The sequence below is a fragment of the Sphingomonas aestuarii genome, from assembly GCF_054457155.1.
Genome location: NZ_JBTKVV010000001.1, coordinates 611175 through 629380, shown reverse-complemented (window position 1 = coordinate 629380; position 18206 = coordinate 611175). Strand labels below are relative to the sequence as shown.

The 18206-nt window shown below is 64.5% G+C and carries 17 protein-coding genes and 2 tRNA genes; 16 read left to right on the top strand and 3 right to left on the bottom strand.

Going from position 1 to position 18206, the window contains the following annotated elements; genetic code table 11:
- The first annotated feature begins 21 nt into the window (after window positions 1-21).
- The 11 genes from ACX0GZ_RS03130 to ACX0GZ_RS03080 all read left to right on the top strand — a co-directional run bounded on the left by ACX0GZ_RS03130 (window position 22) and on the right by ACX0GZ_RS03080 (window position 11012).
- Window positions 22-393, top strand: coding sequence for a MerC domain-containing protein (locus ACX0GZ_RS03130; protein WP_458813232.1), 372 nt, complete (start codon window positions 22-24; stop codon window positions 391-393).
- Between the two features lie 46 nt (window positions 394-439).
- Window positions 440-904 carry a Fur family transcriptional regulator gene (locus ACX0GZ_RS03125; RefSeq protein ID WP_458813230.1) on the top strand — a complete coding sequence of 155 codons (465 nt, stop codon included), beginning with the start codon at window positions 440-442 and terminating at the stop codon, window positions 902-904.
- Between the two features lie 173 nt (window positions 905-1077).
- Window positions 1078-3006 carry a 1-deoxy-D-xylulose-5-phosphate synthase gene (gene dxs, locus ACX0GZ_RS03120; protein ID WP_458813228.1) on the top strand — a complete coding sequence of 643 codons (1929 nt, stop codon included), beginning with the start codon at window positions 1078-1080 and terminating at the stop codon, window positions 3004-3006.
- An 8-nt stretch (window positions 3007-3014) separates the two neighbouring features.
- Entirely contained in the window at window positions 3015-3767 is a 753-nt protein-coding gene (locus ACX0GZ_RS03115; RefSeq protein ID WP_458813226.1) for a TlyA family RNA methyltransferase, read from the top strand.
- A gap of 29 nt (window positions 3768-3796) precedes the next feature.
- On the top strand, window positions 3797-4876 hold the full coding sequence (locus ACX0GZ_RS03110) for an efflux RND transporter periplasmic adaptor subunit (protein WP_458813224.1): 1080 nt from the start codon (window positions 3797-3799) through the stop codon (window positions 4874-4876).
- The gene (locus ACX0GZ_RS03105; RefSeq protein WP_458813222.1) at window positions 4876-7992 is read left to right on the top strand and encodes an efflux RND transporter permease subunit; all 3117 of its coding nucleotides are present in this window, start codon (window positions 4876-4878) and stop codon (window positions 7990-7992) included. The genes ACX0GZ_RS03110 and ACX0GZ_RS03105 overlap by 1 nt, the downstream gene beginning before the upstream one ends.
- 13 nt (window positions 7993-8005) lie before the next feature.
- On the top strand, window positions 8006-8557 hold the full coding sequence (locus ACX0GZ_RS03100) for a TspO/MBR family protein (RefSeq protein WP_458813220.1): 552 nt from the start codon (window positions 8006-8008) through the stop codon (window positions 8555-8557).
- Window positions 8558-8571: 14 nt separating this feature from the next.
- Window positions 8572-8877 carry an accessory factor UbiK family protein gene (locus ACX0GZ_RS03095; protein ID WP_458813218.1) on the top strand — a complete coding sequence of 102 codons (306 nt, stop codon included), beginning with the start codon at window positions 8572-8574 and terminating at the stop codon, window positions 8875-8877.
- A 111-nt stretch (window positions 8878-8988) separates the two neighbouring features.
- Window positions 8989-9492, top strand: a complete 504-nt coding sequence (locus ACX0GZ_RS03090; RefSeq protein ID WP_458813216.1) for a type III secretion system chaperone family protein — start codon at window positions 8989-8991, stop codon at window positions 9490-9492.
- A 17-nt stretch (window positions 9493-9509) separates the two neighbouring features.
- Window positions 9510-10289: a pyrroline-5-carboxylate reductase gene (proC, locus tag ACX0GZ_RS03085; RefSeq protein ID WP_458813312.1), complete on the top strand. Its 780-nt coding sequence runs from the start codon at window positions 9510-9512 to the stop codon at window positions 10287-10289.
- 111 nt (window positions 10290-10400) lie between these two features.
- The gene (locus ACX0GZ_RS03080) at window positions 10401-11012 is read left to right on the top strand and encodes a hemerythrin domain-containing protein (RefSeq protein ID WP_458813214.1); all 612 of its coding nucleotides are present in this window, start codon (window positions 10401-10403) and stop codon (window positions 11010-11012) included.
- A 407-nt stretch (window positions 11013-11419) separates the two neighbouring features.
- On the opposite strand, the gene ACX0GZ_RS03075 is transcribed toward ACX0GZ_RS03080, so the two are convergent.
- Window positions 11420-11929, bottom strand: a complete 510-nt coding sequence (locus tag ACX0GZ_RS03075) for a MarR family winged helix-turn-helix transcriptional regulator (protein WP_458813212.1) — start codon at window positions 11927-11929, stop codon at window positions 11420-11422.
- Between the two features lie 79 nt (window positions 11930-12008).
- Here ACX0GZ_RS03075 and ACX0GZ_RS03070 point away from each other — a divergent pair, with 79 nt between their 5' ends.
- The 3 genes from ACX0GZ_RS03070 (at window position 12009) to ACX0GZ_RS03060 (ending at window position 13392) form a co-directional block, all read left to right on the top strand.
- Entirely contained in the window at window positions 12009-13100 is a 1092-nt protein-coding gene (locus ACX0GZ_RS03070; protein ID WP_458813210.1) for a branched-chain amino acid aminotransferase, read from the top strand.
- A 61-nt stretch (window positions 13101-13161) separates the two neighbouring features.
- Window positions 13162-13236: transfer RNA gene (locus tag ACX0GZ_RS03065), tRNA-Gln, on the top strand.
- A 79-nt stretch (window positions 13237-13315) separates the two neighbouring features.
- Window positions 13316-13392, top strand: a tRNA-Arg gene (locus ACX0GZ_RS03060).
- Window positions 13393-13418: 26 nt separating this feature from the next.
- On the opposite strand, the gene ACX0GZ_RS03055 is transcribed toward ACX0GZ_RS03060, so the two are convergent.
- Window positions 13419-13688, bottom strand: coding sequence for an SWIB/MDM2 domain-containing protein (locus tag ACX0GZ_RS03055; protein ID WP_458813208.1), 270 nt, complete (start codon window positions 13686-13688; stop codon window positions 13419-13421).
- A 186-nt stretch (window positions 13689-13874) separates the two neighbouring features.
- Entirely contained in the window at window positions 13875-16550 is a 2676-nt protein-coding gene (locus ACX0GZ_RS03050) for a TonB-dependent receptor (RefSeq protein ID WP_458813206.1), read from the bottom strand.
- Between the two features lie 211 nt (window positions 16551-16761).
- Between ACX0GZ_RS03050 and folE the strand changes: the two genes are divergently transcribed.
- On the top strand, window positions 16762-17385 hold the full coding sequence (folE, locus tag ACX0GZ_RS03045; RefSeq protein ID WP_458813204.1) for a GTP cyclohydrolase I FolE: 624 nt from the start codon (window positions 16762-16764) through the stop codon (window positions 17383-17385).
- Window positions 17382-18137 (top strand): SDR family oxidoreductase, encoded by a 756-nt coding sequence (locus ACX0GZ_RS03040; protein WP_458813202.1) that lies wholly within the window; start codon window positions 17382-17384, stop codon window positions 18135-18137. Before folE ends, ACX0GZ_RS03040 begins: the two co-directional genes overlap by 4 nt.
- Window positions 18138-18206 lie beyond the last annotated feature (69 nt).

Sequence of the window (18206 nt, the reverse complement as noted above, 5' to 3'; positions counted from 1 at the left end):
GGTGTCATATGCGCTTCCGCAATGGCTTCAGGCGACTCATATCGGCGCGGCAGACTGGACCGCTGGGCGATCGGGCTTTCGGGCCTGTGCATGGCGCATTGCCTGGCCACGGCTCTGTTTCTGGGCGCGGCCTCGGCGGTGGGCGGTCTTCTGCACAGCCCTTTCATTCATGAGGCCGGTCTGGTCCTCGCGATCGTGCTGGGCGGCATCGCGCTGGGCCGCGGCATTCAGGCTCACGGCCAGCGACTGCCGCTTGCGATCGGCGTGGTCGGTCTGGCGGTGATGGCGGCGGCGCTGACGATGCCGCACGGCAATGGCGAGGTGGGGGTGACCCTGATCGGCGTCACGTTGCTTGGGCTTGGCCATTATCTCAACCGTCGCGCCATCGCCTGATGCGCGCCGGGCAATTGCCAGCGGTCGTGGCAACGCCTAGATTTGCATGATGGTACACGCGCATCACGAACATTCCGGCACGGCCCTGTCCGACGCGGCCCGCGTCACCCTCGAATCGAAGGGCGAGCAATGGACCGACCTGCGCGCGCAGATTTTCGGCGTGCTGGCGGGGTTCGACAAACCGGCCAGCGCGTATGACATTGCCGAGGGCGTATCGAAGGCCGCCGAACGCCGGATCGCGCCCAATACGGTCTATCGTATTCTCGACCTGTTCGTGGCGTCGAATCTGGCGCGGCGAGTCGAGAGTGCCAACGCCTATGTCGCCAACGCGCACCCCGATTGCCTGCACGACTGCATCTTCCTGGTGTGCGACGATTGCGGCCAGACCACGCATATCGACGACGACAGGATCACCAACACCGTCCGCAAGGCGGCAAGCGCAACCGGCTTTTCGCCGGTCCGCCCGGTGATCGAGGTGCGCGGGAAATGCGCGGATTGCGACGGTCGATAGCGGTTTCGGAATGCGCTGACGGCGCATTCCAGACGGCACCGGCCCGCTCCCCGAAACGGCCTCCCACTACGGTATCCTTGATGGGAGGCCGGGTGGGGAGCGGGCCGGTGCCGCCTTAATCAAGCAGAAACGTAACAATCGACACGGCTTTGGCGCTGGGTTAAGCAGATCGGATGTCCGAACTGCCCACCACGCCGCTCCTCGATACGGTCCACACCCCCGCCGATCTTCGCAAGCTCAAGGTCGGCGACCTGCGGCAACTGGCCGACGAACTGCGCGCGGAAATGATTTCCGCCGTCGGTGTCACCGGAGGACATCTGGGGTCGGGGCTGGGCGTGGTCGAGTTGACCACGGCGATCCACTATGTCTTCGACACCCCGAACGACAAGCTCGTCTGGGACGTCGGCCACCAATGCTATCCGCACAAGATCCTGACCGGACGCCGCGACCGCATCCGCACGCTGCGCATGGGCGGTGGCCTTAGCGGTTTCACCAAACGCAGCGAAAGCGAATACGACCCGTTCGGGGCGGCGCACAGCTCGACCTCGATCTCGGCGGCGCTCGGCTTTGCGATCGCCAACAAGTTGAACGACGCGCCGGGCAAGGGCATCGCCGTCATCGGCGACGGTTCGATGTCGGCGGGCATGGCCTATGAAGCGATGAACAACGCCGAGCAGGCGGGGAACCGGCTGGTCGTGATCCTCAACGACAACGACATGTCGATCGCGCCGCCGGTGGGCGGTCTGTCCGCCTATCTCGCGCGGATGGTGTCTTCGAGCGAATATCTGGGGCTGCGCAGCCTCGCCAAGAAGGTTGCGCGCCGCCTGCCGCGCCGGGTTCATTCGGCGGCGGAGAAGGCCGAGGAATTCACCCGCGGCATGGTCACCGGGGGCACGTTGTTCGAGGAACTGGGCTTCTATTATGTCGGCCCGATCGACGGTCATAACCTCGACCATCTGATCCCGGTCCTCGAAAATGTCCGCGACGCGAATGAAGGCCCGGTGCTGGTCCATGTCGTGACCAAGAAGGGCAAGGGCTATGCGCCCGCCGAAAATGCCGCCGACAAATATCATGGCGTGCAGAAATTCGACGTCATCACCGGCACGCAGGCCAAGGCCCCGCCCGGACCGCCCGCTTATCAGAACGTGTTCGGCGAAACGCTGGCCAGGCTCGCCGACACCGACGAGCGCATCTGCGCCATCACCGCGGCGATGCCGTCGGGGACCGGGGTGGACAAGTTCGCCGCGGCGCATCCCGACCGCAGTTTCGACGTCGGGATTGCCGAACAACATGCCGTAACCTTCGCCGCGGGGCTCGCCGCGCAGGGAATGCGTCCGTTCTGCGCGATCTACTCGACCTTCCTGCAGCGCGCTTATGACCAGGTGGTCCACGACGTTGCGATCCAGAACCTGCCGGTTCGGTTCGCGATTGATCGCGCGGGGCTGGTCGGTGCCGACGGATCGACTCACGCGGGCAGCTTCGACGTCACCTATCTGGCGACGCTCCCCAATTTCGTGGTGATGGCGGCCGCCGACGAAGCCGAACTGGTCCACATGACCTATACCGCCGCCGAGCATGACTCCGGCCCGATCGCGGTGCGCTATCCGCGCGGCAATGGCACCGGCGTTGCGCTGCCAGAGGTGCCGCAATTGCTGGAGATCGGCAAGGGCCGGGTGGTGCGCGAAGGCAAGAAGGTTGCGATCCTGTCGCTCGGCACGCGGCTCGCGGAAGCCCTAAAGGCTGCCGACGCGCTGGAGGCCAAGGGGCTGTCCACCAGCGTCGTCGATCTCCGCTTCGCCAAGCCGCTCGACCAGGCGTTGATCCGCCGGATGCTGACCAGCCACGAAGTCGCGGTGACGATCGAGGAAGGCGCAGTCGGCGGGCTGGGCGCGCATGTTCTGACCTATGCCAGCGATGAAGGCCTGATCGACGCCGGGTTGAAGCTCCGCACCATGCGCCTGCCGGACGTGTTTCAGGATCAGGACAAGCCCGAAAAGCAATATGACGAAGCCCGGCTCAACGCCGAACATATCGTCGACACGGTGCTGAAGGCGCTGCGCTGGAACGAAGAGACGGGGGCCGAGGCGGGGGTGCGGGCCTGACCCGTTCCATGCCCAAAGTCCGCGCCGATCAGTTGCTCGTCGATGCCGGCCTCGCCGAATCGCGGACGCGGGCGCAGGCACTCATCATGGCCGGGCTGGTGTTCGTCGGCGATCGCAAGGTGGACAAGCCCGGCCAGCAGGTCGCCGAGGATACGCAATTCGACGTGCGCGGGCGCGACCATCCCTGGGTGTCGCGTGGCGGGATCAAGCTTTCGCATGCGCTCGACAATTTCCGGATCGACGTGACCGGTGCCGTCGCGATCGATGTGGGATCGTCGACGGGGGGCTTTACCGACGTGCTGCTGACCAACGGCGCGGCGCGGGTCTATGCGGTCGACAGCGGCACCAACCAGCTGGCGTGGAAGCTGCGCCAAGACGAGCGCGTGATCGTCCACGAACAGACCAGCGCGCGTATCCTGACGCCCGCGCACATTCCCGAGACGATCGACATGGTGGTGTGCGACGCCAGCTTCATTGCGCTGGCCAAGGTGCTCGAAGTGCCGCTCGGCTTCGTGCGCGAGGGCGGTCGGCTGGTCGCGCTCATCAAGCCGCAGTTCGAGGCTGGACGTGACGAAGTCGGGAAGGGCGGGGTGGTTCGCGACGCATCCGTTCATGTCCGGGTCACAAACGACGTTACACGCTGGCTCGAAGAGTCCGGCTGGACTGTCGAAGGGGTGGTGCCCAGCCCGATCACCGGTCCCGAAGGAAATGTAGAGTTTCTTATTTCGGCGATGAAACATCGTCACCCGACTTGCGTTTGACGCTACGTCCGCATAGCCCAAGGACAATCATGCGTATCACGATATTGGCGATTGCCGCGCTCCTCGCGGGTTGCAGCGGGGATGCAAGCGACGGCAATCGCGGCCCCAATGCTCCGCTCGTTTCAGTCGGTGCGGTCGAATCCGTGCGCTTCGTCGATCGGATCGAGGCTGTGGGGACGGCGCGCGCCAACGAACAGGTGACGCTCACCGCGCCCGTGACCGAACGGATCGAGCGCCTGGCGTTCGACGATGGCGACTATGTTCGTCGCGGCCAGACCATCGCGACGCTGCGCCGCGGTCAGGAAACCGCGCAGCTTGCAGAGGCGAGCGCACGCCAGCGCGAGGCGCAACAGCAATTGGAGCGGATCGGCGCACTGCGCGAACGCGGTTTCGCCACGCGCAGTGCGCTCGACAGCCAGACGGCATTGGCGGGGCAGGCATCGGCTCAGGCAGAGCAGGCGCGTGCCGCGATCAGCGACCGGATCGTGACCGCGCCGTTCGCCGGTTATGTGTCGCTTCGCAACATCTCGGCAGGCGCGGTGATTACGGCGGGGACGGAAATCGTGACGATCAGCGACATTTCGCAGATCAAGCTAGACTTTGCGGTGCCCGAAACCATGCTGTCGCAACTCGCCGTCGGCCAGGCGATCGAAGCGCGCGCGGCGGCGTTTCCCGATACGCCGTTTCGCGGCACGATCTCGGTCATCGACCCGGTCATCAATCCCCAGACGCGCGCGGTGACGGTTCGCGCGGTGCTGCCCAATCGTGACGGGCGGCTGCGCCCCGGCATGTTGCTGACGGTCGGCATCGAATCGGCCTCGCGCACCGTGCCCGCCGTTCCCGAACTGGCGATCGTCGGAGAGGGCAATCAGAGCTTTGTCTTCGTGGTCGATGGCGAGAATGCCAGGCGCGTGCCGATCCGCACCGGATTGCGCCAGAACGGCATGGTCGAGGTGGTGGAGGGGCTGCGGCCCGGCGCGCGCATCGTGACCGAGGGGGTGGTGAAGATCACCGACGGTCAGGCGATCCGCATCGCAGGGACCCAGAACGCGCAACCGCAACCCAAGGCCACCGATCCCGCCGCGCCTGCGGCAAAGGGCGGCGGCTGATGATCCTATCCGACACCTCGGTCAAACGGCCGGTCTTCGCCGCCGTTCTCGCGATCCTGCTGACGCTGGTCGGGATCGTCGGTTTCCTGAGCCTGTCGGTCCGCGAATATCCCGATACCGATCCGCCGATCGTGTCGGTGTCGACCAGCTATACCGGCGCCGCCGCCAGTGTCATCGAATCGCGCATCACCCAGCCGATCGAGGATACGCTGGCGGGAATCGAGGGGATTCAGACCATCTCCTCGACCTCACGTGACGGCGAATCGAACATCTCGATCGAATTCGCGCCGGGCCGCGATGTCGATGTCGCGGCCAACGACGTGCGCGACCGCATCGGCAGCGTTGTCCAGAATCTGCCCGAAGAAGCGCTCGCGCCTCAGGTGCGAAAGGTCGATGCCGATGCGTCGCCGATCCTGTTTCTGGTGATCTCGCGCCCCGGCTGGACCCCGCTGGAGCTGTCCGATTACATCGATCGCAACATCGCCGACCGCTTTTCGTCGATCGACGGCGTGGCGCGTGTCTTTGTCGGCGGCGACGCGCGCCCGTCGATGCGGGTCTGGCTCCAGCCGCAGCGGCTGGCCGCGTTTCAGTTGACGCCGGCCGATGTCGAAGGCGCGCTACGCACCCAGAATGTCGAGCTTCCCGCGGGCAGGCTCGAATCCCAGCAGCTCAACACCACCCTTCGCGTCGAGCGCCAATTCTCGACGCCGGAAAGCTTCCAGCAGCTCGTCGTAGGACGCGGGGCGGACGGCTATCTGGTGCGGCTGGGCGATGTCGCGCGAGTCGAGGTGTCGCCGGAAAACCCCTATTCGCGCTTTCGCCTGAACGGGCAGCAGGCCGCCGGGCTCGGCATCGTCCGCCAGTCGGGCGCGAACACGCTTGCCGTCGCCGACGCCGCCAAACAGCTGGCGGTCGATATCGCCCCCGAACTGCCCGAAGGAATGACCATCACCGTCGGATCCGACGACGCGCTGTTCATTTCGGAAGCGATCAAAAAGGTTTACCAGACGCTGGCCGAAGCCGCGGTGCTGGTGGTCATCGTCATCTTCCTGTTTCTGGGAAGCTGGCGCGCAACGCTGATCCCGGCGATCACGGTGCCGATCTGTCTGCTCGGCGCGTTCGCCGTACTGTGGTTCGCTGGGTTTTCGATCAACCTGTTGACGCTGCTGGCGCTGGTGCTGGCGATCGGGCTTGTCGTGGACGACGCCATCGTCGTGCTCGAAAACGTCTATCACCGCATCGAACAGGGCGAACCGCCACTGGTCGCCGCGTTCGAAGGCACGCGGCAGGTGGCGTTCGCGGTGGTGTCCACCACATTGGTCGTCTGCGCGGTGTTCGTGCCGATCATGTTCCTGGCCGGGCAGACGGGGCTGTTGTTCCGCGAGTTGGCGGTGGCGATGATCGGCGCGGTCGCCTTTTCGGGCTTCCTCGCGCTCAGCCTGACGCCGATGCTGTGTTCGAAAATGCTGAAGCAGCAGCAGCGCGGGCGGTTCACCGGCTGGGTGGACGACAAGTTCCAGCGGCTTGAGAGATTTTACGGGCGTCGGCTCGATAGCGTCATCGCCAAGCCGATGGTGGCTGGTATCGCGACGCTGGTGTTCCTGGGGGTCGCCGCCCTGGCCTTTACCCAGCTCCCTTCCGAACTCGCCCCTGCCGAAGATCAGGGCGTGGCCCAGGCGCAGATCAGTGCACCGGAAGGCACCGGCTTTGCCCAGATGGACCAATATGCCCTCGACGCTCAGGCGCAGCTGCTGCCGCTGCTGGAAGGCGAAGACGCGGCGGTCCGGTCGATCATCACCCGCACGCCCGGCGGCTTTGGCGCGAGTGACGATTTTAACAGCGCGAGCTTTATCATCTTTCTGAAGGAATGGGGCGATCGCGATCAATCGACGGCCGATGTCGCCGCGGAACTGAACCGCATTCTGGCGCAGCAGCCGGCAGTGCGCGGCAACGCTCAGGTCCGCTCGGCGCTGGGCCGTGGACGCGGGCAGCCGGTGAATTTCGTGCTGGCGGGCGCCACTTATGAAGGGCTGACGGTGGCGCGCGACCGGATTATCGCAGCGGCGGCGAACAACCCCGGCCTTGTCAATCTCGATTCCGATTTCAAGGAAACGAAGCCGCAATTGTCGATTCAGGTGGATACCACCCGCGCCGGCGATCTGGGCGTGTCCGTGCAAGATGTGTCGTCGGCGCTGCAGACATTGCTCGGATCACGCCGCGTCACGACCTATGTCGATCGCGGTGAAGAATATTATGTCGTCGTCCAGGCCGAGCAGGGCGATCGCACGACCGAGGCGAACCTGGCATCGGTCTTCGTTCGGTCGCAAAGTGGCGAACTGATTCCGCTGTCCAATCTGGTCACCACCAGCGAGAATGCGGGTGCCCGCCAGTTGGGCCGGTTCAACAAATTGCGTGCGATCACGTTACAGGCGGGGCTCGCGCCCGGCTATTCGCTGGGCGAAGCGCTGACCTTCCTTGAGGAACAGGCCGCCGCCTCGCCCGAAGTGGTCGCCGTGGGATATCGAGGGGAAAGCCAATCCTTCAAGGAAACCGGCGGATCGATCGTCCTCATCTTTCTGCTGACCATTGCCATCGTCTATCTGGTGCTGGCCGCGCAGTTCGAAAGTTTCGTCCATCCGGTTGTCATCATCGCCACCGTGCCGCTCGCGGTGGCGGGCGGAATGATCGGCCTGTGGCTGTTCGGAAAATCGCTCAATCTCTATTCCCAGATCGGCATCGTCATGCTGGTGGGGCTGGCGGCGAAGAACGGCATCCTGATCGTCGAATTCGCCAATCAGTTGCGGGACGAAGGCAAGGAGATCGTCGATGCCATCCGCGAGGCCTCGGCTCGTCGCCTGCGCGCGATCCTGATGACATCGATCGCCACCGTCGCTGGCGCGATGCCGCTGGTCGCGGCGTCGGGCGCGGGCAGCGCGTCGCGTTCGTCGATCGGGGTGGTCATCATCTTCGGCGTGTCGCTGGCGACCTTCATTACGCTGTTCCTGATCCCGCTTCTCTATTCGCGACTGGCGAAATATACGGGATCGCCGCTTGCCGTGACGCGCAGGCTGGAGGAACAACAGGGCGGGGCCGGGCAGTTGCAGCCCGCCGAATAAGGGGGATTGCCGCGTGGGTGAGATCGCATCGCACAGTCAGCTTCGCTGGTCGTTTCTCCGCTGGGCCAGCGTCACCGTGCCGTTCGTGCTGCTGCTCGGCTTTACCTCGGGCCAGCTGGTGCCGAGCGGCGATGCCAATCCCTGGTATGCCGCGCTTGCAAAGCCGGTGGGCACGCCGCCGGGCTGGGTGTTTCCGGTAGTGTGGACCAGCCTCTACATCATGCTCGGCCTTGCGCTGGCGCTGATCCTCAACGCGCGCGGGTCCCGCCGGTCGCTGGCGATCGCGTTGTTCATGGTCCAGCTGGTGCTCAATCTCGCCTGGACGCCGGTGTTCTTCGGCGCGGGCAAGATTCAACTGGCGTTGTGGATCATCGTTGCGATGCTGGTCCTGTCGATCGCGATCACCTTCCTGTTCGCGCGCATTCGCAAGCCCGCCGCGTGGCTGATGGTCCCCTATATGGTGTGGATCAGCTATGCCGGGTGTCTCACCTGGGGCATCGGCCAGTTGAACCCCGATGCCGAGGGACTTGCGCGGCCCGCCGCCTCCACCCAGATACAGCTCTGAATCAGGAGCACGACATGCAAAGCCAGAACCGCATTTTCGACGATTTCGTGAAGTTCGTGAACGGTGCCGCCGGGACCGTTGCGGGCATGGCGCGCGAAGGCGAACAGGGCGCGCGCGAGCGGGCACGCGAATGGATCGGCGGGCTCGATTTCGTATCGCGCGACGAATTCGATGCGGTGAAGGCAATGGCCGCCGCCGCACGCGACGAGAATGACGCGCTAAAGGCACGGATCGACGCGCTCGAAGCCAAGCTGGGCGGTGCGACCACCGCCGCACCTGCCCCCAGGAAACCGCGCGCCAAGCCGGTTGGCGAGGCCTGAATCCCCGCGCTTTTCCACAGCAGAATCCGCATCCGCAGGTTCCCCGGCTTGTTCCCGGGGGGCGGTTTTGGCATGGATGCGCGCAATGATTGACGTGAAACAGGCCCGCTGATGCTCGACGAAACCGAGCTGGAGCGTGACGGCGACGCCCCCATCGACATGCTCGAAAGCTATTTTTCGGCGCATGGCTGGACCTATGAACGCGACGAGGACGAGGTCGTCGCCAAATACAAGGGCAGCTGGACCGAATATGAGCTGCGTGCGATCTGGCGCGAGGCTGACGGCGTGCTGCAATTCCTGGCCTTTCCCGACATCCGCGTGCCCGAGGAGCGTCGCGGCCAGCTCTACGAGACGCTTAGCCTGGTCAACGAACAGCTGTGGATCGGCCATTTCGAACTCTGGTCGGCAAGTGGCATCCTGCTGTTTCGCCACGCCGCGATGATCGATGGCGAGGAAGAGGCGACGCTGACGCTGGCCCAGGCCGAAATGCTGGTCGAAAGCGCGATCGACGAATGCGAGCGTTTCTATCCCGTGTTCCAGTTCGTGCTGTGGGGCGGCAAGAGCCCCAGGGAGGCGATTGCCGCCTCGATGGTCGAAACCAGAGGAGAAGCCTGATTATACAGTCGTTGTGGATGATCGGATGCGGCAACATGGCGGGGGCCATGCTGCGTCAGTGGGTGGCAGGCGGGGCGATCGATCCTGCAGAGGTGACGGTGATCGATCCCGGCCAGCCCAAGACTCCAGACGGCGTCAGGCATGTGACAGAGCTTCCCTCGGGCGACGCGCCCGATGCCGTGATGCTCGGGGTGAAACCTCAATTGCTCGACGCGGTGGCGGAGAATGTCGGCGACCGGTTCCGGTCGGTGCCGATACTGTTTTCGATCCTGGCTGGCGTCGACGAAGAAGCACTTGCCCGGCGCTTCGGATCGAAATCGGTTGTGCGGGTCATGCCCAACCTGCCCGTCGGCATCGGCAAGGGTGTGGTCGCGCTGTACAGCAGCGATGGCGATCCCGGCCTGCGCGCCGATGCGGACGCGCTGATGGCGCCGCTCGGGCTGGTCGAATGGATCGACCGCGAGGATTTGTTCGACGCGGTGACGGCCCTGTCGGGCTGCGGTCCCGGCTTCGTCTATCGCTTTATCGATGCGATGGCGGAGGCAGGCGTGGCAATCGGTTTGCCCGAGCATCAGGCGCTGCGGCTGGCAACCGCAACGGTCGAGGGGGCGGCGACGCTCGCCAGCAACGATGATGCGACCCCTGCGCAGCTCGCGGACCGCGTCGCCAGCCCGGGCGGTTCGACGCGGGAAGGGATGAACGTCCTCGACAAGGACGATGCGCTCAAGTCGCTGATGCGCGCGACGCTGGAGGCGTCGCGCCGCCGCAATGTCGAAATGGCAGAGGCCGCGCGGTAGGTCATCACGATCCTATCCGTGACGGGGCTGCTGTAGAATGATCACGACCTCGTCCCGGAACGTCCTTCGTCGTTCGCTCGTTGAACCGAGAACGAACCTCAGGAGGACATGATGGCGACCACCAAGCAACGACTTCCCGACCGCGACGAAGACGGCAAGTTCGTCGCCGACGACGACCGCGGACTTCCCAATTTCAAGGTGTTGGCCGGTGCCGTCGCGGGCGGCGCAGCGCTGGGCATCATGGCGATGCTGGGCCGCAAGGCTGCGGTACAGGCACCGACCTTGATGGCTGGCGACTGGGACGAGGCGCTGGCCGCCGAACACAGCGCCGTTCTCAAGATCTTCGACGCGCTGGAGGCGACCGACGAGCGCAACACCACCAAGCGCACCGTGCTGCTGACGCAGCTCAAACATGCGCTGATGAAGCATGCGGTCGAAGAGGAGAACGTGATCTACGCCAAGCTGGCCGACAGCGATGAGGCGTCCGCGCACCGGCTGAACGAGGAACATGGCGACGTGAAACGCTATTTGTTCCAGCTCGAAAACACGCCGCGCGAATCGGGCCAGTGGATCGCCACCGTGCGCCAATTCCGCGCCGACATCGAAAAGCATATGAAGGAAGAGGAACAGCATCTGTTCCCCGCGCTGAAAGCGCGACTTTCGGACGAGGAAAACCGGAAGCTGCGCAATGCAATGAACCGCGAAGGGTTCAAAGTGGCCTGACCGGGATTGCGGCTTTCGCGCTGGTTCGCCGGAGCCGCAAACCCTACCGTCATTGCGAGCGCAGCGAAGCAATCCAGCGCCACGCGATCCAAGATGGATTGTTTCGCTGCGCTCACAACGACAATTGCTGCGCCCGTGGTGCCGATTGGCATTTCCTGGTGCTCGCGATAGACGCGCGTTTAGCCGCCAACGTAGCGTTCGCGGCCTACCCCCTCCGTTAGCGTGAGGCGCTGCCACATCCCCGACGGCGAGGATTTCAGCCCCACATCAGCCAACCGACCACTGCCACGCAACGACAAGGCCGACGACGATCCCCGCTCGATGAGCGAGCCGATCATGCTTCGTTTCGGCAACGCAATCGCGAAATCCGCGCATCAGCTGGTCCCGCCGCGACATATCCTCTCTCCTCATTGCGCGCGCCCCAGATTGGCGATCCTCACGCGCTCCTCGACCGGCACAAGCCCTTCGAGCACGCCCCAGAAACCCGTCACCGACCCTTGCCCCGCGCTGGCGTAGGCGCTCGACAGTTTTTCGCGCAGCCGGTCGTACAGCCGCGCCTCAAGTTCCGCGCCGCTCGCCGTCAGCCGCAGCAATTTCTGTCGCCGGTCGCGCAGGCCCGGCTGGCTCTCCACCAGTCCGCGCTTCGCCAGATCGTTCAGCACCCGCCCTAGCGACTGTTTGGTAATCGCCAGCATGTGCAGCAACTCGCCCACCGTCAGGTCGGGCTTGCGCGCGATGAAATACAGCGCCCGCTGATGCGCCCGGCCCAGCCCCTGCGCGTCCAGTTCGTCGTCGATCGCCCGGAACAGATGCGCCGATCCGAAGAACAGCAGCTCGATCCCGCGCCGGATTTCGGCTTCGCGCAGGAACAGGGGGGATGCGGCACGGATGGGACCGGAAGGGGGAGGGGAGGCCATTGTTGACCGGTTCTGGCACTCCCCCTAAGCCACCGCAAGCCACGGCCCGGCGCATCCGGGCACCATGAGAGGACCGTCCATGACTGCCGCGCCCGCCTTCGCGATCGAAACCCATCCGAACCCGCGTTCGGACGCGGAGCGCGATGGGCTGCTCGCCAATCCCGGCTTCGGCAAGATCTTCACCGATCATATGGTGATGATCCGCTATTCGGCAGACAAAGGGTGGCACGACGCCAAGGTCACCGCGCGCGGCCCGATCGAGATCGATCCGGCTTGCGCGGTGCTGCATTACGCGCAGGAAATCTTCGAAGGGATGAAGGCCTATCGCCTGCCTGACGGCGGCGCGGCGCTGTTCCGTGCCGATGCCAATGCGCGCCGGTTTCAGGAGTCCGCCCGCCGGATGGCGATGGCCGAACTCCCCGAAGACCTGTTCCTCGAATCGGTGCGCGCGCTGGTAAAGGCCGATGCCGACTGGATTCCGCATGTCGAAGGCGGCGCGCTCTATCTTCGCCCCTTCATGTTCGCCAGCGAAGTGTTCCTGGGCGTGAAGCCCGCTTCGGAATATCTCTACATGGTGATCGCGTCGCCGGTCGGCGCGTATTTCAAGGGCGGCGCGCCCTCAATCTCGCTCTGGGTGTCACAGGATTACAGCCGCGCCGCACCCGGCGGCACGGGGGCAGCCAAATGCGGCGGCAATTACGCCGCAAGCCTGCTTCCCCAGTCGGAAGCGATTGCGGGCGGATACGACCAGGTCGTCTTCCTTGATGCCGCCGAACGCCGCTGGGTCGAGGAACTGGGCGGCATGAACCTGTTCTTCGTGATGGACGACGGATCGATGGTCACACCCCCGCTGTCGGGAACGATCCTGCCAGGCATCACCCGCGATTCGGTGATCCAGCTCGCGCGCGATGCGGGCATGACGGTGCGCGAGGAACGCTATGCGATCGATCAGTGGAAGGCGGATGCCGAAAGCGGCGCGCTTCGCGAGACCTTTGCCTGCGGCACTGCGGCAGTCGTGACCCCGGTCGGCAAGGTGTCGGCCCCCGGCTGGAGCTTCGCGGTCGGCAATGGTGGCCCCGGCGAGGTCACGACGCGGCTGCGCGACCAGCTCGTCGCCATCCAGCGCGGCGAAGCACCTGACCCGCACGGCTGGGTCGAACGCCTGTTCTAGAAAAAGGCCCACGCGACCCCTTCCATCGTACGAAGGGGTCGCTATAAGCGCCGGACCCTGCTGGGGCGTCGCCAAGCGGTAAGGCAGCGGCTTTTGATGCCGCCATTCGCAGGTTCGATCCCTGCCGCCCCAGCCAACTTCTTTTTCGCCATCGGTCCGCGCGCGCAGCCTCTTGACCCTGTGCGCCGCTGCGACGATGCAGGACGCGCGTGCGCGGCCCCGTAGCTCAGCAGGATAGAGCATCGGATTCCTAATCCGGGGGCCACTGGTTCGAATCCAGTCGGGGTCACCACGCAAGACCGCCCGCGCGGGCGGCGATCAGCGCAGGTGCGCGTTCAGATGGCGCGGAATGTCGAACATGCTGACGCGGTCTGCGCCGAACACCTTTGCCAATGCCTCGTCCGCGATGATCCGGCGCTTGTCGTTTGGGTCCTGAAGCCCGTTGGTGCGGATATAGTCCCAAACGCGGCTGGTGGCCTCTGCCCGGGTCATCGGCGCGTCGCCGACGATCGCCGCCAGAGCCTCGGATGCGCGCACGGGCGTCGCGGATCCGCGCGTCGGTTCGTCATTGCCGTTCGACCGCAACATGGATGGCCCCCCATAGGCCGGTCGCAACGCTTCCCCGAGGCGTGCGATTCGTTACGCATCATCACCGATCTTTGGAATCCTGTCGATCAACAGGATCAAGGGTTGGGAAAAAGAACCACACGCAAAAGCGCCGCCGGGGTATTCCCCGACGGCGCCCTTGTCGCGACCCGACCTTGTTGGTCTTGGTTAGAAGCCGAACTTGGCCTTCACGCCGTAGAAGCGCGGCTGGCCCGGATAGGCGGCGAAATTGCCGGTCTGTTCGGGTACTGCAAAGCCGGTGACGTGGTAATATTGGTTGGTCAGGTTCTCGACGAAGAACTCCAGGCTCTTCGACCGATCGCTGGTCTGGACGCCCACGCGTGCGCCAACTAACGGATAGCCCTGGTTGAAAAGCACCGTCCGGCCCGTGACGGGATCGGGGTTGCTCGACGGGATGTTCACTTCGCTGTTGTAGCGCATATCGACATGGATCAGCCCGTTCAGCGTCGAGGTGAGCGGCGGGGTCCAGGTGCCGGCGATGCCGATGGTGTGCAGCGGCTGGTTCTGAAGCCGCAGCCCTTCCTGACCCTGAAGCGGGGTGCCGGTGAAATTGTTGCTGTCGTCGTATTTCGCGTCGATATAGCTGTAGCCCAGGCGGAAGATCAGCTCGCGCACCGGCTGGATGATCGATTCGACCTCGATCCCCTTGCTGGTGGTGCTGTCGACATTCTGGACGACGAAGTTGTTGCCGCTGAACACCAGCGACTGAAGGTCCTTGAACTTCTGATAGAAGCCCGCGACGTTCAGCGTGAACTGCGGCGTGATGCTGGTCTTGATGCCGATTTCATAGGCGTCGACGCTTTCCGAACCGAAGCGCAGGTCCGATCCCGTCGCCGGGGTGCCGCCCAACAGGACCGACTGGAACGTCGCCTGGTCCATGTTGTAGCCGCCCGATTTATAGCCGCGATCATAGCCGCCATAGATCATGATGTCGCGATTGACCTTGTAGGCGAGCTTGGCCGTGCCGGTCACCTTGGTCTCGTCAAATTCGTCGGTGTAATTGCCGTTAAATTCGGTGTTTACCGCCGGGTTGCAGCTGAGCAGGAACAGGTTGTTGAACAGCGCGCCGCCCGGTGCCGCACCGCGCAGCAGATTGGCATAGGTGACCGCCGCGGCGTTGCCTGCGCGCACCTGCTCGAAGAATGCGCAACTACCCAGGTTGTTACTGATGGTAGTGTTCATCTCCTTCTTTTCGTGGTTCAGGCGCGCACCCAACGTCAGCGACAGATTTTCGGTGATGTTGATGATGTTGTGCGTGAACAGCGCGAAGGCGTTGGTTTGTACGCGATAATCGTTGCTGTTGCCTTGGCCGGGCTGGGCACCGGGAAGCGGACTGTTGAGCAGCGCGAACAGCGGCGATCCCGGAGGCGCGATCTGTTGCAGCGTGATCGGCGGAAGTCCCGGCGCTGGCGGGGGCGCGACGATCGGGTTCTGCGCGAGCAAGACCTGACCGAACAGTGGCACGGTCGGGCCAAGCGAGCCGAAGAACTGCGCGCCGGTCGGCAGCAATGCCGAACGGGTCGCACCGTTCAGCACGGTATCGACATAGCGGTTGCCGTCGTTGCCGATCCGAACCGTGTCGAACAGCGAGTTCTTTTCGTTGAGATAGAAGCCACCGACCAGCCAGTCGAGCACGCCGCCGAACGCCGAGCCCTGGAAGCGCAGTTCCTGGGTGAAGTTTTCCAGCCCGTTGCGATACCCGTCACGATAGGCGCGATCGATGCCTGAGAAATCGACGTCCTGGTTCCGGAGCACGCGCCAGTTGCGATAGGCGGTGATCGAGGTCAGCGAGACATCGCCGAAATCATAGTTAAGTTCGCCCGACACACCCCAGTCGCGCACCGCTTCACCGAAATCGCGGTTGGGCGACGCCGCCATGCGCCGCTCCAGCGGCAGCGTGCTGGCGTTGAGCGTCATGCCCGAGCCGGTCGGGAAGATGATGTTGCGGTTTTCACCCTGATAGAGACCGTCCAGTCCCTGCGCCGCCGCAATCGCCTCGATCGCGGGCGCGAGTGCGCCGCGGACCGCGCTGACCGCGCCGCAGCATTGTTCGTCGGTTTCGTAATAATCGCCGATCAGGCGAAAGGTGAGGTCGCCGGTGTCGATCAACGCCTGGCCGCGAACGTACCAACGATCGACATCGTTGAACGCGCGGTCGGCGTTCACATCCTCGATATAGCCATCACGCTTGCGCATGCCCGCGTCGAGGCGCAGCGCGATCTGTTCGCTGACCGGGCCGGTGATCGCGCCTTTCAATTCCCAGGCGTCATAATTGCCGTAGCTGCCCTCGACATAGCCGGCGGTCTCGAACGAGGGACGCGCGGTGAAAATCGATAGCGCACCGGCCGAGGTATTGCGGCCGAACAGCGTGCCCTGGGGTCCGCGCAGGATTTCGACGCGTTCCAGCTCGGGAAGTTCGGATACGGCGACACCGGCACGGGCGCGATAGACGCCGTCGATGAACACGCCGACGGCCGGTTCGAAACCGGGATTGTCGCCCGCAGTGGTAATGCCGCGCAGATAGAGGGTGGTGCCGGTCGCGGACGACTGGCCGGTCGAGCTTTGCAGCGACGGGGCCAGCTGTTCGAGGCCGCGAATATCGGTGACGCCGGCATTTTCAAGCAATTCGGTGCCGACGGCGGTGATCGCGATCGGCACGTCCTGCACCGTTTCGTCGCGGCGCGTCGCGGTGACGACGATGTTGTTGGCGCTGGTGAACTCGCTTTCCTGCGGCTCAGCAGGAACCGTTGCGTCCTGTGCGAAAGCCGGCGTCGCGATTGCCATCGTCAATGCGGTCGCCGCAAGCAGGTTGAATTTCTTCATGCCAATATCCTCCCCATGATCCGCTTATTGCGCGGATTTATTGATGGATTAAGCCGCCGTTTCCGCTTGCGTCAATCGCATAAAGCTAGGATTGCCGCCGATTATCGGGACTTGTGGCGCGCTTGCATCGACCCGATGTTGGATGGTGCGCCACAGCGAATTGAGCATGCCGTAGCGTCAAGAGGCGCGGCTTGCGGCCAGGGGATGATCGATGTCGGAAATTCTGCCCGGAACCACAGTGACCGAAACGGTGCCGCCCGCCGCGCCCGACGCAATTCCCGATGAGGTGACCGACGCGATCCGCACGCTCATCCGCTGGACCGGCGACGATCCGACTCGTGAAGGTCTGGTCGACACGCCGCGCCGGGTGGCAAAGGCGTGGCGCGAATATTGTCAGGGTTATCAGGACGATCCCGCAGCGCACCTGTCGCGTGTGTTCGAGGAGGTTGGCGGCTATGACGAAATCGTTCTGCTAAAGGACATTCCGTTCCAGTCGCATTGCGAACATCATATGGCGCCGATCATCGGGCGCGCGCACATCGCCTATCTGCCCAGGAACCATGTCGTCGGCATTTCGAAATTGGCGCGGGTGCTCCACGGCTTCGCACGGCGGTTGCAGGTTCAGGAGCGGCTGACGGCAGAGGTTGCCGACTGCATCTGGGAACATCTGCGCCCGCAAGGCGTGGCGGTGGTGATCGACGCTACCCATGCCTGCATGACCGCACGCGGAGTGCGGACGCCAGGCGTGACGATGCGGACCAGCCGGATGATGGGCGCGTTTCGCGACGACGAACGCAGCCGGTTGGAAGTCATGAAGCTGATGGGGCTGGCGTGACGCGTCCGCTGGCGCTGGTGACCGGTGGCCACCGGCGGCTGGGCGCGGCGATCGCGCGAACGCTGGCGGGGTCGGGTTATGACGTGGCGATCCACGGCAGTCAGGATGCCGAACCCGAAACCGGCCTGTCGCAAGCGTTCGAGGCCGCTGGGGCGCAGTGGGCGGGCTTCGCCGCCGATTTCGGCGACGTGAATGCACCCGGGCGCTTGATGGCGTCGGTGACGGCGCATTTCGGTCGCGCACCGGACCTGTTGGTCAACAGCGCGTCGATCTTCGGCCAGGACCGGCTGTCGGACACCACCCATGCCGCGCTGATGGATCATTATGCGGTCAATTGCGCCGCGCCCGCCCTGCTGATTCAGGCTTTTGCGGCAAGTGGCGGGGCAGGGCGGAGCATCGTCAACATCCTCGATCAGCGCATCGCCCAGCCGCATGGCGATCAGCTCGCCTATAGCCTGTCGAAACACGCGCTGGCGGGGCTCACCCGCATCGCCGCGCGCGACCTGGCGCCCGCGATCCGGGTGAATGCGGTGGCCCCGGGGCTGACCATCGTAACCGAGGATTACGACGCCGCGCAGACCGAGCGGCTGGCCGCGCGGATGCCGCTCGCACGCCTGCCGCAGGCCGAGGAGGTCGCGGAAGCGGTGCTGTTCGTGGCGCGGGCAAAGGCGACCACCGGGCAGACGATCTTCATCGACGGCGGCGCGCATATGACGAGCTTCGAGGCGGATTTCGTCAATTTGGAGCGGTAAGGGACCAACGCAGGGATGACGGGAGAGGGCTTTTCGTCATTGCGAGCACCGCGAGGCAATCCAGCGCTG

Excerpts from the sequence above, each read along its gene's own strand:
- ACX0GZ_RS03090 (WP_458813216.1), top strand. The coding sequence starts at position 8,989 with ATGCTCGACGAAACCGAGCTGGAGCGTGACGGCGACGCCCCCATCGAC.
- ACX0GZ_RS03110 (WP_458813224.1), top strand. The coding sequence starts at position 3,797 with ATGCGTATCACGATATTGGCGATTGCCGCGCTCCTCGCGGGTTGCAGC.
- ACX0GZ_RS03075 (WP_458813212.1), bottom strand. The coding sequence starts at position 11,929 with ATGGCCTCCCCTCCCCCTTCCGGTCCCATCCGTGCCGCATCCCCCCTG.
- ACX0GZ_RS03130 (WP_458813232.1), top strand. The coding sequence starts at position 22 with ATGGCTTCAGGCGACTCATATCGGCGCGGCAGACTGGACCGCTGGGCG.
- dxs (WP_458813228.1), top strand. The coding sequence starts at position 1,078 with ATGTCCGAACTGCCCACCACGCCGCTCCTCGATACGGTCCACACCCCC.
- ACX0GZ_RS03105 (WP_458813222.1), top strand. The coding sequence starts at position 4,876 with ATGATCCTATCCGACACCTCGGTCAAACGGCCGGTCTTCGCCGCCGTT.
- ACX0GZ_RS03115 (WP_458813226.1), top strand. The coding sequence starts at position 3,015 with ATGCCCAAAGTCCGCGCCGATCAGTTGCTCGTCGATGCCGGCCTCGCC.
- ACX0GZ_RS03095 (WP_458813218.1), top strand. The coding sequence starts at position 8,572 with ATGCAAAGCCAGAACCGCATTTTCGACGATTTCGTGAAGTTCGTGAAC.
- ACX0GZ_RS03055 (WP_458813208.1), bottom strand. The coding sequence starts at position 13,688 with ATGTTGCGGTCGAACGGCAATGACGAACCGACGCGCGGATCCGCGACG.
- ACX0GZ_RS03070 (WP_458813210.1), top strand. The coding sequence starts at position 12,009 with ATGACTGCCGCGCCCGCCTTCGCGATCGAAACCCATCCGAACCCGCGT.
- folE (WP_458813204.1), top strand. The coding sequence starts at position 16,762 with ATGTCGGAAATTCTGCCCGGAACCACAGTGACCGAAACGGTGCCGCCC.
- proC (WP_458813312.1), top strand. The coding sequence starts at position 9,510 with ATGATCGGATGCGGCAACATGGCGGGGGCCATGCTGCGTCAGTGGGTG.
- ACX0GZ_RS03080 (WP_458813214.1), top strand. The coding sequence starts at position 10,401 with ATGGCGACCACCAAGCAACGACTTCCCGACCGCGACGAAGACGGCAAG.
- ACX0GZ_RS03125 (WP_458813230.1), top strand. The coding sequence starts at position 440 with ATGATGGTACACGCGCATCACGAACATTCCGGCACGGCCCTGTCCGAC.
- ACX0GZ_RS03050 (WP_458813206.1), bottom strand. The coding sequence starts at position 16,550 with ATGAAGAAATTCAACCTGCTTGCGGCGACCGCATTGACGATGGCAATC.